The 12,775-nt window shown below is 59.4% G+C and carries 10 protein-coding genes, 1 tRNA gene and 1 pseudogene; 8 read left to right on the top strand and 4 right to left on the bottom strand.

All coding sequences use genetic code 11. The features are described from left to right. Positions 1-190: 190 nt before the first annotated feature. Both pnp and AC07V0_RS23250 read left to right on the top strand, forming a co-directional pair. Positions 191-2,296, top strand: coding sequence for a polyribonucleotide nucleotidyltransferase (pnp, locus tag AC07V0_RS23255; RefSeq protein WP_018929489.1), 2,106 nt, complete (start codon positions 191-193; stop codon positions 2,294-2,296). Positions 2,297-2,458: 162 nt separating this feature from the next. Continuing rightward, a tRNA-Thr gene (locus tag AC07V0_RS23250) sits at positions 2,459-2,534 on the top strand. Between the two features lie 10 nt (positions 2,535-2,544). Here AC07V0_RS23250 and AC07V0_RS23245 read toward each other — a convergent pair. After that, positions 2,545-3,090, bottom strand: a complete 546-nt coding sequence (locus AC07V0_RS23245) for a hypothetical protein (RefSeq protein ID WP_018929490.1) — start codon at positions 3,088-3,090, stop codon at positions 2,545-2,547. Between the two features lie 304 nt (positions 3,091-3,394). On the opposite strand from AC07V0_RS23245, the gene AC07V0_RS23240 reads away from it, so the two are divergent. Continuing rightward, complete coding sequence (locus tag AC07V0_RS23240) at positions 3,395-3,700, top strand: DUF6388 family protein (RefSeq protein WP_018929491.1); 306 nt, start codon at positions 3,395-3,397, stop codon at positions 3,698-3,700. 51 nt (positions 3,701-3,751) lie between these two features. Here the strand turns inward: AC07V0_RS23240 and nadC are convergent, their stop codons facing one another. Next, positions 3,752-4,600, bottom strand: a complete 849-nt coding sequence (gene nadC / locus AC07V0_RS23235) for a carboxylating nicotinate-nucleotide diphosphorylase (RefSeq protein WP_495019958.1) — start codon at positions 4,598-4,600, stop codon at positions 3,752-3,754. Between the two features lie 360 nt (positions 4,601-4,960). On the opposite strand from nadC, the gene AC07V0_RS23230 reads away from it, so the two are divergent. The 5 genes and pseudogenes from AC07V0_RS23230 to AC07V0_RS23210 all read left to right on the top strand — a co-directional run bounded on the left by AC07V0_RS23230 (position 4,961) and on the right by AC07V0_RS23210 (position 10,869). After that, positions 4,961-7,168, top strand: coding sequence for a DUF1631 domain-containing protein (locus tag AC07V0_RS23230; RefSeq protein ID WP_495019957.1), 2,208 nt, complete (start codon positions 4,961-4,963; stop codon positions 7,166-7,168). Between the two features lie 64 nt (positions 7,169-7,232). Beyond that, positions 7,233-7,808, top strand: a complete 576-nt coding sequence (gene ampD, locus AC07V0_RS23225; RefSeq protein ID WP_018929494.1) for a 1,6-anhydro-N-acetylmuramyl-L-alanine amidase AmpD — start codon at positions 7,233-7,235, stop codon at positions 7,806-7,808. After that, positions 7,805-8,641: a regulatory signaling modulator protein AmpE gene (gene ampE, locus AC07V0_RS23220; RefSeq protein WP_495019956.1), complete on the top strand. Its 837-nt coding sequence runs from the start codon at positions 7,805-7,807 to the stop codon at positions 8,639-8,641. The genes ampD and ampE overlap by 4 nt, the downstream gene beginning before the upstream one ends. Positions 8,642-8,871: 230 nt before the next feature. Then, positions 8,872-9,963: pseudogene (locus tag AC07V0_RS23215) on the top strand (methyl-accepting chemotaxis protein); the annotation flags it as partial. Further along, the gene (locus tag AC07V0_RS23210) at positions 9,940-10,869 is read left to right on the top strand and encodes a methyl-accepting chemotaxis protein (RefSeq protein WP_495019974.1); all 930 of its coding nucleotides are present in this window, start codon (positions 9,940-9,942) and stop codon (positions 10,867-10,869) included. The pseudogene AC07V0_RS23215 and the gene AC07V0_RS23210, both read left to right, overlap by 24 nt. Before the next feature lie 35 nt (positions 10,870-10,904). Here the strand turns inward: AC07V0_RS23210 and AC07V0_RS23205 are convergent, their stop codons facing one another. Together AC07V0_RS23205 and cra are read right to left on the bottom strand one after the other, a co-directional pair. Next, entirely contained in the window at positions 10,905-11,681 is a 777-nt protein-coding gene (locus AC07V0_RS23205) for a TatD family hydrolase (RefSeq protein WP_495019955.1), read from the bottom strand. Positions 11,682-11,684: 3 nt separating this feature from the next. After that, positions 11,685-12,680, bottom strand: a complete 996-nt coding sequence (gene cra / locus AC07V0_RS23200; protein WP_018929498.1) for a catabolite repressor/activator — start codon at positions 12,678-12,680, stop codon at positions 11,685-11,687. Positions 12,681-12,775: the final 95 nt, after the last annotated feature.

Genomic DNA, 12,775 nt, shown 5'->3' with positions numbered 1-12,775 from the left:
TTGCGCTAGAGGTTGGTTGTTTGCTGTGTGCCAGCGGGTTTCCCGCAGGTACATGGCAGGCTCCCAGCCTCAAGTTTTATCTGGACAATAGTTTTACCCTGGACAATGACAGTCGGGCCGATTCCCGGCGTTGCCCAAGAATTTCGCAAGAAACCAGTTCCCCCAAGAGCCACAAAGAAGGTAGGACACCGTGAACCCGGTAATCAAAAAATTCCAGTTCGGTCAGTCGACCGTTACCCTCGAGACTGGCCGTATCGCCCGTCAGGCCTCCGGCGCAGTATTGGTCACCGTTGACGACGACGTCAGCGTATTGGTGACCGTAGTCGGTGCCAAACAAGCCGATCCAGGCAAGGGCTTCTTCCCTCTGTCTGTTCACTACCAGGAAAAGACTTACGCCGCCGGTAAGATCCCTGGCGGTTTCTTCAAGCGTGAAGGCCGTCCTTCCGAGAAAGAAACCCTGACTTCCCGACTGATCGACCGTCCGATCCGTCCGCTGTTCCCTGAAGGATTCATGAACGAAGTGCAGGTTGTCTGCACCGTCGTTTCCACCAGCAAGAAGACCGATCCGGACATCGCAGCGATGATCGGTACCTCGGCTGCGCTGGCTATCTCCGGCATTCCTTTCGATGGCCCGATCGGCGCTGCCCGCGTTGCATTCCACGAAAGCACCGGTTACCTGCTGAACCCGACTTACGAACAACTGAAAGCTTCGAGCCTGGACATGGTCGTTGCCGGTACTTCGGAAGCCGTGTTGATGGTTGAATCGGAAGCCAAAGAGCTGACCGAAGACCAGATGCTGGGCGCGGTACTGTTTGCTCACGACGAGTTCCAGGTGGTGATCAACGCCGTTAAAGAACTGGCCGCTGAAGCTGCCAAGCCGACCTGGGCCTGGGCTCCTCAGCCAGAAGCCACTGCTCTGCTGGGTGCTATCCGTGCCGAGTTCGGCGAAGCGATCTCCCAGGCTTACACCATCACCATCAAGGCCGACCGTTACGCTCGCCTGGGCGAACTGAAAGACCAAGTGGTTGCCAAGCTGTCCGGTGAAGAAGGCCAGCCTTCCGCTGCTGACGTCAAAGCTGCTTTCGGCGAAATTGAATACCGCACCGTTCGCGAAAACATCGTTAACGGCAAGCCACGTATCGACGGCCGCGACACCCGCACCGTACGTCCGCTGAACATCGAAGTGGGTGTTCTGCCGAAGACCCACGGTTCGGCACTGTTCACCCGTGGCGAAACCCAGGCTCTGGTCGTCGCGACACTGGGCACCGCCCGTGACGCACAGCTGCTGGACACCCTGGAAGGCGAGAAAAAAGACCCGTTCATGCTGCACTACAACTTCCCTCCGTTCTCGGTGGGCGAGTGTGGTCGCATGGGTGGCGCTGGTCGTCGTGAAATCGGTCACGGCCGTCTGGCTCGTCGTTCGGTTCAGGCCATGCTGCCTGCTGCCGACGTGTTCCCGTACACCATCCGTGTCGTGTCGGAAATCACCGAGTCCAACGGTTCGAGCTCCATGGCTTCGGTCTGCGGCGCTTCCCTGGCTCTGATGGACGCTGGTGTACCGATGAAGGCACCGGTTGCCGGTATCGCCATGGGTCTGGTTAAAGAAGGCGAGAAATTCGCCGTCCTGACTGACATCCTGGGTGACGAAGACCACCTGGGCGACATGGACTTCAAAGTAGCCGGTACCGCCAAAGGTGTTACCGCGCTGCAGATGGACATCAAGATCAAGGGCATCACCGAAGAAATCATGGAAATCGCTCTGGGCCAAGCCCTGGAAGCGCGCCTGAATATCCTCGGTCAGATGAACCAGATCATTGGCCAGTCGCGTACCGAACTGTCGGAAAACGCTCCGACCATGATCGCGATGAAAATCGACACCGACAAAATCCGTGATGTCATCGGTAAAGGCGGCGCGACCATTCGTGCGATCTGTGAAGAGACCAAGGCTTCGATCGACATCGAAGACGACGGCTCGATCAAGATCTTCGGCGAAACCAAGGAAGCGGCTGAAGCTGCACGCCAGCGCGTTCTGGGCATCACCGCTGAAGCTGAAATCGGCAAGATCTACGTCGGTAAGGTTGAGCGCATCGTCGACTTCGGCGCATTCGTCAACATCCTGCCGGGCAAGGACGGTCTGGTTCACATCTCGATGCTGAGCGACGCTCGCGTTGAGAAAGTGACCGACATCCTGAAAGAAGGCCAGGAAGTGGAAGTTCTGGTACTGGACGTGGACAACCGCGGCCGTATCAAGCTGTCCATCAAAGACGTAGCAGCGGCCAAGGCTTCGGGCGTTTAATTACCCCCGCGCCTGACCGTTGAACAGCAAAACGCCCCGACTGGTTCGGGGCGTTTTGCTGTGTGCAGGAAAAAGCTGAGCGTGGAATTTGGTGTGGCGAGGGAGCTTGCTCCCTCGCCACAAGTTGCCGGACCTCGAGACCGGTGCTAGGTTTAGCCCACAGCCCGTGTAGCTCAGCCGGTAGAGCAGCGCACTCGTAACGCGAAGGTCGCAGGTTCGATTCCTGTCTCGGGCACCATTTTCCCCGCTTACTTCACCTTTCTGCTCAGCTCCTCGACGGTGCGCTTGAGCTGATCCATCGCGCGATCCTGATCGCTGATTTCCCGTTTAAGACTGGAGATCTCGCTGTTGTTCGAGCTGGAGCTGGAACCGCTGTTGCGCTTGAGCTCTTCCACTTGTTTGGTGAGAGTGTTCAGGTCGCGTTCCTGTTCATTGACCGTGCGCTTGAGATCATCAATCTCCTTGCTGCTGGAGCTGGTGCTGGAACCACTGTTGCGTTTGAGTTCTTCGATCTGACGGGCCTGTTCGCTGATAGTGCGCTTCTGGCTTTCGAGATCGCTGGCATTGGCCTTCACGGTTTTTTGCAGGTTTTCCAGATCATCGATGCTGACACTGGTTCTGACGAGCGTGTCCTTGCCGTATGAATTGTGGAGGGCAGAGATTTTGTCGGAGTACAGCGAAGGGTCAGAGGCGACTTCGACAGCCGCTTGAGCTGCACTGGCCAATGTCAGGCTGCCGAGCAGCAGGGTAGCAGCGGCAAGACGGGTAGACGAAAGCTTCGAAAAACTGCGCATCACTGGGGTTCCTTGTGAAGTGCCGATATGGCACATCGCTATGACTTGGGATTTGAATTTATGTTCCCCGAGGTCTCCAGCATCTCTTGCACACAGCTTTTTGCGGGATAGATGTAAAGAGCCGTGTAAATCGTCGGCAAAACGTCCTATATTCGTTGCCTGCATGAGCATCGCCCAGCAGTTTTCAGATGATCCCGAATGGTTCTGAAGGCCAGACAAACCGGGCTTCAAACGGTTTTTTTGCGTCAGAGAGATCCTTGATGATCCAGATCCATCTTCCATTCCCCAGATCAGCGAGAACGCCATGACCGTTAAAGAATTGACCCAAGAAGCCAGACACGAAGAAGCCCTGAAAAAGTACGTACTGGATGCACCCCAGTTACTGGAAGAGATCAAGGACTTGCCTGCCGACGATCAGAAGGACCAGATCCAGTGGGCGTTCGAGGATGAGGCAGAAGCCCAGGGCTTGCAGCCGTGGGAGCTGACGCTCAAGTACACCTCAACCCCGGAAGAGTTCGAGGCTGCGCGCCTGGCGCTGCACAAGGAAGCGGCCGAGGTATTGGGTGTCGAGTGGGAAGAGTACTGCGAGATGAACAATCTGGTGGTCTGATACAAAAACGCCAGCCTCATCGGGGCTGGCGTTTTTCTTTATGCGAAGAACTCAGAGGCTCAGTCGCATCGACAGATCCACCGCCTTCACATCCTTGGTCATCGCACCAATCGAAATGTAATCCACCCCGGTTTGCGCAATCGGCAGCAACGTACTTTCGTTGATGCCGCCACTGGCCTCCAGTTTTGCCTTGCCGGCATTCAGGCGCACGGCTTCACGCATGTCATCCAGGCTCAGTTCATCGAGCATGATGATGTCGGCCCCCGCCGCAAGGGCTTCTTTGAGCTCCGTCAGGTTCTCCACTTCGATCTCCACCGGTTTGCCCGGAGCGATCTTGTGCGCGGCAGCAATAGCCTCAGGGATGCCACCGCAGGCGGCGATATGGTTTTCCTTGATCAGGAAGGCGTCATACAGGCCGATGCGGTGGTTGTAGCAACCGCCGCAGGTCACGGCGTATTTCTGGGCCAGACGCAGCCCCGGCAGGGTTTTGCGGGTATCGAGCAACTTCACTTGGGTCTGGGCGACGAAATCCGCCAGGTACTGCGCGCGCGTGGCCACGCCCGAAAGCAGCTGCAGGAAGTTCAGCGCGCTGCGCTCGCCGGTGAGCAGCGAGCGTGCCGGGCCTTCGAGGTGGAACAGCGCCTGATTGGGTTTCACCCGCTCGCCATCGCTCACCTGCCAGTGCACGGCGACCCGCGGATCCAGCTGCCGAAACACGGCATCGACCCATGCAGCGCCGCTGATGACGGCCGCGTCGCGGGTGATGATGGTGGCTTTGGCCAGACGTTCGGCCGGGATCAGTTGCGCGGTGATGTCGCCGCTGCCGATGTCCTCGAGCAACGCACGGCGCACGTTGGCTTCGATTTCGGCGGTCAAATCGGCGAGACGTAGATTCGGCATAACGGGCTCCACAAACAAAGTGGCCCGATTATAGGGCCATGGCGCGAGGCAACCCAAGGCATCAACAACCATCCCGTCGTTCACGAACCTGCATTTGGTCGATTCGCGTGAGCAATTGACTCTAAGCAAGGGTCTTTCATAAACGTCTGTTTCTTTGGGAGCGCAGAGTCTGCTGGCACAAGAGAGGTCTTTTGCAGATAATTCTGCCTTGTATTTGACGTCATAGCTTTGACGTACCTTTGGATTCCCGATTATTGAATGACAGCGGGTGTGCAATGTTCTCCGCTGAACGCCGGCTGTGTGGCCGGCGTGCTCGATCTTTCTTACCGAACCGAAGAATCACCGTTTCAGGAGGCTTGGATGCACAACGACGGGAATGTAGTGCCTTTGCACAAGGCAACTACCGATCAGGCGACTCATTCGCTGCTCGCCCGCCTGCCCGTGATTCTGCTTCAGGTTCGCGACAAAGCTGCCCAACAGCTCAAGCAGGGTTTGCAGGAGCTGTTCGATAACGCCGACGACACCTTGTTCGAAATGGCCGACCGGGCCCGAAACGATGTCGAGCAAAACATTTTCTTCGAAGCCATGCGCGATTTGCGCCTCAAGCGCAAAAGTATCGAGCGCGGTTTTCTCGAGCAGTTCCTCGAGGCTTTCCTCAGACTCACGCAGTGCGACACCTCACAGGCTGCCTTGCCCCGGGCATTGGCTTTCGATACCTCGGCGTCGCTATCCCATGACGACATGGAGCGTAATGTGGCGGTGGAGATCATGGTCGGCAAAGTGCTGAACCGCGATGGCTTCGCCCTCGACCAACTCACCGCCCGACTGAGCACCCTGTTGAGCAAGAAACTGGTCGAACAGCACAACCCTCTGGGGCCGACGCTGCTCTGCGAGTATTTCCTGCAGGCGGGTCGCAACCTGGGGATGGAGATCAAGGTCAAGCTGATCATCCTCAAGCTGTTTGAGCGCTATGTGCTCAGCAACGCCGATCAGCTCTACGCCGAAGCCAATCAATTGCTGATCGCCACCGGTGTGCTGCCGGACCTCAAGCCCGCCCCGGCGCGGCGTGCCACTGATCGAGCGGCTGCCAGTGCTCACGCCGACCCTGTCGAGGCAGGGAGTCGCAGCAGCAATCCACAGATTGACGAGGGGGTGCAGGAAGTTTTCGCCGCCTTGCAGGAGTTGCTGCTCCATGTGCGCGGCAGCGTTGCGCCGACCCTGGAGGTCAGTGCCCAGACCCAGCCCATTTCCACCCGCGACCTGCTGCGACTGCTCTCGCACTTGCAGCAATATGTGCCGGCGCTGGCGGTTCAGGACGACTTCGACCTGCGTAACCAGCTCGAACTGCTGCTGACCCGGGTCAGCGTCAAAAGTGGCAGGTCGCGGGTGGTCGGGGTGGCTGATGAAGACGTGATCAACCTGATCGCCATGCTCTTCGAATGCATTCTCGATGACCGCAACCTGCCGGACTCCCTCAAGGCGCTGATTGGCCGCTTGCAGATTCCGATGCTGAAAGTCGCAGTGCTCGACAAGAGTTTTTTCAGCCGCAGCAGCCATCCCGCCCGGCGCTTGCTCAACGAAATCGCCGCGGCGGCCATGGGCTGGGGCGAGTGCGATGACCATCAGCGCGACAGTCTGTACCTGCGCATTGAGCAGGTGGTGCAGCGCTTGTTGAACGACTTTGTCGATGACCCGGCGATCTTTTCCGAACTGCTGGCGGATTTCCTCGCCTTCACCCATGACGAGCGTCGTCGCAGTGAATTGCTGGAGCAGCGCACCCGAGACGCCGAAGAAGGCCGCGCCAGGACCGAACTGGCCCGTCAGCGCGTCGAGCAGGCGTTGAATCAGGTGTTGGTGGGCAAGGTTTTGCCGCACAGCGTGGTGGTGTTTGTTCAGGAGGCCTGGAGCAAAGTGCTGTTGCTGACCGGCCTCAAGCACGGTGATCAGTCCGCCGAATGGCACGCCGATGTGCAGACCATGGAGCAGTTGATCTGGAGCGTGCAGCGCCATGACGAACCCGATGCGAGCCTGCGCTTGTTGGCGCTGGTGCCAGGGTTGCTCAAGTCATTGCGCGATGGGCTGAACAGCTCGGCATTCGACCCGTTTGCTACCAGCGAGTTTTTCAGCGAGCTGGAAGCCCTGCACGTTCAACTGTTTGAACGTCCGAGCCAGAACAGCACGCCTGTCGAGGGGCCGATAATGGTCGAAGTGCAGGAGGAAATCGTGCTTCGCACTGCTGACGAAGGCCCGGTCGAAACGGCCTCGGTGCGTTTGCCGGAGGGTGATGCCGCGCTACTGCAAGTCGATCAACTGCGCCCGGGGTGCTGGGTCGAGTTTCAGGAAGACGAGGAAAACACCCTGCGTTGTAAATTGACGGCAATCATTGAATCCACCGGCAAGTACATCTTTGTCGACCGTACCGGAATGAAAGTGCTGGAGCGCAACCGTACCGGCCTGGCCCTGGAGTTTCGGCGTGGCGCGGTGCGCACGCTGGACGACACCTTGCTGTTCGATCGGGCGCTGGAATCGGTGCTGGGCAACCTGCGGCGTCTCAATCGCGGCAAGTGATCGCGCGCCGAGGGTCTATCGCGGCATACTGGGCGCCAACACAGTCGTCGTTGAAGGAGCCTGTATGCAGTTGGACCCCGCGAGTGGTTGGTGTCAGGGTGTGCGTTTATGCCCTTCGCCCAACTTCAATGCGCGCCCCGAGGGCGAGATTTCCCTGCTGGTGATCCACAACATCAGTCTGCCGCCCGCGCAGTTTCTGACCGGCAAGGTGCAGGAATTTTTCCAGAATCGTCTGGATGTCACGGAACATCCCTACTTTGCAGGGATCGCCGACCTGCGGGTGTCTGCGCACTTTCTGATTGAACGTGACGGCACCGTCACTCAGTTTGTCTCTTGTCTTGAGCGCGCCTGGCACGCCGGCGTTTCGTGTTTTGAGGGACGGGAAACCTGTAACGATTTTTCCGTGGGCATCGAGCTTGAAGGCACGGATGATCTACCGTTTACCGATGCGCAGTATCAGGCGTTGACGACTCTGACCCGACAGCTGCAAAGCGCCTTCACGGGCATCACCGCGCAACGTATCTGTGGGCATAGCGACATTGCACCCGGGCGCAAGACTGATCCGGGACCGGCGTTTGACTGGGCGCGCTATCGTGCGGACCTGGCAAAAGCCGCTCAGGAAGAAGAGGAGCAACAATGAGTTTTCTGGTGCTGCTGTTAGCGGTCTGGATCGAGAAATTCTCGGCCCTGCGCCATCGGGTTCAACGTGATGCGGGTTGGGTGCGTGAGCTGAACAAGCTTGAAGTGAGCCCACGCATGACCAACCGTCCGTGGCTGATACTGGTGGTGCTGGTGTTGTTGCCGGTGGCACTGCTGGGGTTGCTGTTGGTGGTGCTGGACCCGGTGGCCTATGGCTTGCTGGCGTTGCCCGTGCACCTGTTGGTGGTGATTTACAGTCTGGGGCGTGGCGATCTGCTGGCCGGCCTGGGGCCGTTTCGCGATGCCTGGCGCCGGGAAGACCTGCAGGCTGCCGCCCATGTGGCCAAACGCGACCTGGATATCTGCGCCGACAGTGGCGAGCAACTGCTGGAACGGGTGCAGGGGCATCTGTTGTGGGAGGCCTATCAGAGCTTTTTCGCGGTGATCTTCTGGTACTTCCTGCTGGGCCCGGTTGCGGCCCTGAGCTATCGGCTGCTGGCGCTGGCCGAAGAGCATGGGCAGAACCCGGCCGTGGTCGAGCGCGCGACACAACTGCGCCACGCGTTCGATTGGGTGCCGGTGCGGTTGCTGGCGGCGAGCTTCGCGCTGGTCGGCAACTTTGTCGCGGTCAGCCGGGTGATGCTGCATGAGCTGCTGAACTGGAACATCAGCGCCACCCAACTGATCGAGAAGGTCGGACTGGTTGCCGGTGAAATTCCGGCGCCGGTGGTCGGCCCGAACGGCATCAACAGCCTGGACCGGATCTGGGAACTGCTGCTGCGCGCGGCAGTGCTTTGGTATGCCGGTTTTGCGTTGTGGACTGTTTTGTCCTGACTCCAATCTACGGACGCTTTTGTGGCGAGGGGGCTCGCCACAGGGGCTCATCCGCTCCAACAACGGCGACCTGTCGTTAACCTTAAGTTACAAAACCTCCCTCCGATTTAGGCTATACAGAGGCAGCGCCAATAGTGGCTATCTGCTGTCTCTGCGCGCCTGCCAATAAAAATAAGAAATCAAAGGGAGACTTCACAGTGAAGAGCTTGCTCTATCCCGCCGTCGCGCTGATGAACCGCCTGAGCTTCGGCATGAAGTTCAGCCTGATCAGCGTGCTGTTCCTCGTACCGATGCTGGTGACCAACTTCTATCTGGTGCGCGACTCCTATCGCGAATTCCAGGGCACCCGGATCGAGTTGCAGAGCCTCGACCTGTTGGGCAGCGGCCTGAGCCTACGTCGGGACCTGGAGACCCTGAACAACCTGGTACAGATCAACGTCACTCTGGGCCAGTCCGGCAAGGCCAATCATGTCGAATCGACGATAAGTGCCCTGGAGCAAAGCGTCCTGAGCCGTTTGCAGGGGCTGGCGGCGATGACCACTGACCCGGAGCAAATCACGTTTTTCGATGGTAAACGCGATGAAATGATCGCCGCGTTCAAGGCCCAGCAAGCGGAAAACTCCCTGCAAAGCAAAAGTGCGCTGATCGGCAAGTTGCTCGGCAGCGCGCAGATTTTCAGCCAGATCATCGCCAGTCAGGCCGGCCTGAGCCGCGACAGCCAGAGCGACATGCGTCAGCTGAGCGAACTCATTACCAACGTCACGCCGGCCGTCACCCAGACACTCGGCGAGGGCCGGGCGATGGGGTCCTACTCGCTGGGGCAGGGTTTTCTCAATTCGGCCTCGAGTACCCGATTCGATGAGTTGCTGGCGCAGATCGAGAAACTTCAGGCCGAATACGGCCTGAAGTTGAAGGACGCTCTGGGCTCCAGTAAAGCCGCGCACGAAACCCTGGCGGCTCAGGCAGAAAGCAGCAAGGCCTCCCTGAAAAAGGCCAGTGAATTGTTCGAAGAACAGGTGGTGATGGCCGACACCCTCGATGCGCCGTGGCAGGCCTTTTTCGATCAGGTCACGGGCCTGATGGACCAGACCTATCAACTCAACGAAGCCACCCTGAAGTTTCTCGGCACCCAGTTGCAGCAGCGGCTGGAGCAGCACCGTACCCACATGGTGTTGCAGGCGGTGGCGCTGGCGCTGGTGTTTGTGTTGATTTTTTACCTCTATGGCGGGTTCTACGCTTCGACTCGCACCACCCTCAAGCGTCTGGGCGCGGTGATGGACAAGGTGGCGGCCGGTGACATGACCGTGACCTTCAGCGCCAACAGCCGCGACGAGCTGGGCGAGTTGGGTGAGGTGTTCACCGGTACAGTGAAGAAAATCCATGACCTGATCGAGCGAGTGGGGCAGACCGTCAGCGAGGTCGAGCGCCAGGCCGGGCAGGTCGAAAGCGTGTCCGCCCAGAGCAACCAGGCGGTAGCGGGGCAGCGTACGCAGATCGAACAGGTCGCCACCGCGATGAACCAGATGTCGGCCACTTCCCAGGAGGTGGCGCGCAGTGCCTCTGCGGCCGTCAGCAGTGCCCACAGCGTCAATGACGAGACCGTCAGCGGTCGCGGATTGGTGGAGTCCCAGCAGGGCAGCATCGCTGCACTGGCCAGCGAAATCGATCAGTCGGTGCGGGTGATCAATCAACTGGCCAGCGACAGTCAGTCCATCAGTCGTGTGCTGGAGGTGATCAAAAGCATTGCTGAACAGACCAACCTGCTGGCCCTCAACGCCGCCATCGAAGCCGCCCGCGCGGGCGAGCAGGGCCGGGGTTTTGCGGTGGTGGCGGATGAGGTGCGGACCCTGGCCAAGCGCACCCAGCAATCGACCGAAGAAATCGAGCAGATGATCGCCAAGTTGCACAGCGGTGTCGGTGCGGCGGTCAAGGCAATGGGCACCAGCCATCAGATGGCTAGCGGCACGGTCGGGCAGTCGGAAAAGGTCCAGCAGGCGCTGGAAAACATCCTCGGCGCCGTCGGCATGATCGTCGACCAGAACCAGCAGATTGCCGCTACGGTAGAGCAGCAGACCGCTGTGGCCCACGACATCGACCAGAACATCGTCGAGATCAACCGCGCCGGCGAGCGCACCGCCGAAGGCGCGCACCAGACCGAGAATGCGAGCCGAGCGCTGTCGGCGCAGGTGGTGGAGCTCAAGCAGTTGATCAGTGCGTTCCGGGTTTGATGCCACGAAGCAGATCAAATGTGGGAATCAACGGATTACCAGTTGAACAGCTCACAGGCGTTGGCCGTGCTGGCAGCGGCCAGTTGTTCGGGGCTGATCGTCATGAGGGTGGCCAGTGCCTCACAGATCGCCGGCAAATGGGCCGGGCTGTTGCGTTGGCCGGGGAACATGGTGGGGGCCATGTCCGGTGAGTCGGTTTCCAGTACCACCGATTCAAGGGGCAAACCGGCAATCACCCGGTGCATGCGCAAGGCTTGTGGCCAGGTCGCGGCGCCGCCGAGGCCGAGTTTGAAACCGAGCTTGATGTATTCGCGAGCCTCTTCCTGGCTGCCGGCGAAGGCATGAATGATCCCCGCCCGTTTCAAGCGAAACCGTTTGAGTGTGGCGATCACCGCTGCGTGGCTGCGTCGCACATGAATCAATGCTGGAAGATTGAAGTCCGCCGCCAGTTGCAGTTGGGCGTCGAACAGCGTTTGCTGACGTTCACGATCCAGAGTTTCGATGAAGTAATCCAGACCGATCTCGCCCACCGCGCATAGCTGGCGATGGCCCGCTAACCGCGTCAGCCAGTCACCGAGTTCGGTCAAATCTTCAGGGCGATGGTCATCCAGATACACCGGGTGCAAACCAAACGCCGCGTGCAGATCGGGATCGCTTTGCACCAGCTCCCAGACCCGCTGCCAATTGGCCTGATACACCCCCAGCACCACCATCCGCCGCACGCCGAGGGCGCGGCTCTCGGCCAGCAGCGCCTGACGATCCGGGTCGAAGTCCGGAAAGTCCAGGTGAGTGTGGGTGTCGATCAGTTCCACGGTTCAGTCCTGAAGAATACGCTGCTTGAACGTCCGCGCGATGGCCTGCACGCCGGGCTGGTAATCGGCCTGTTCGATGGCGGTCACTGCCAGTTCCAAGGCTTTGTCGGCGATCAGTTGATGCTGCTGGGCCATGGCGTTGACCGGCAGCGGCAGGAAGTCCAGCAACTGCGTATCACCAAAGGTGCCCAGGCGCAGCGGGCGGCTTTTCAGCGGGAAATCGTGCAAGGCATCGAACACGCCCTGAAGCAGCACGTAGGAGGTGGTCACCAGCGCATCCGGCAAATGGCCCAGGCGTTGGATCAATTCTTCCATCAGTTGTTTGCCGCACTCACGGCTGAACGACTCGCCGTGCTCGATCAGCGCCTCGCCTTTGAAACCGTTCAGCGCTTCCTTGAAGCCCGCTGCCCGCTCCTGGCTGATACTCAATTCAGGGCGTGCGCCGAGCAGCGCGATCTGTTTTGGCAGCGGGGTCAGCAGGCTGCGGGTCAGGTGCAGGCTGGCTTCGCGATCATCGCTGATCACCGAGCAGAAATGCTCGGGCTCCATCACCCGGTCGATGGCGATGATCGGAATGCCTTTGGCCTGTAACTGGCGATAACTGTCGTCACCGGCCGGCAGGCAACTGGCGACGATCAGCGCATCGCAGCGGCGGGCGCGGAACAGTTGCAGCAATTGCCGTTCGCTGTCCGGCGCATCGTCGGAGCTGGCGATCAGCAGCTGATAGCCGCGCGCCCGGGCGCCTTGTTCCAGCAGTTTGGCGATTCGCGCGTAACTGGGGTTTTCCAGGTCCGGCAGAATGAAGCCCAGGGTGCGGGTGTGCCGACTGCGCAGCCCGGCGGCCTGCGGGTTGGGCGTGAAGCCATGTTGTTCGACCACTGCCCGCACGCGCTCGACAGTGGCGCTGCTGATGCGTTGCTGTTCGGCCTTGCCATTGATGACGTAACTGGCGGTGGTCACGGAGACACCGGCCAATTGTGCAATATCACTGAGTTTCAACCCGGTATTCCTTGTTTTTAGAGCGTGCCCCGACATTTTCGCCAATCCTACCCGATTGAGGCAGGCGACCATTGTCGCAGCACATCCGATAATTG

Source organism: Pseudomonas sp. GW821-FHT01E10 (assembly GCF_059422365.1).
Note: the sequence above shows the minus strand (reverse complement) of the source record. Positions and strands in the feature narration are given on the sequence as shown.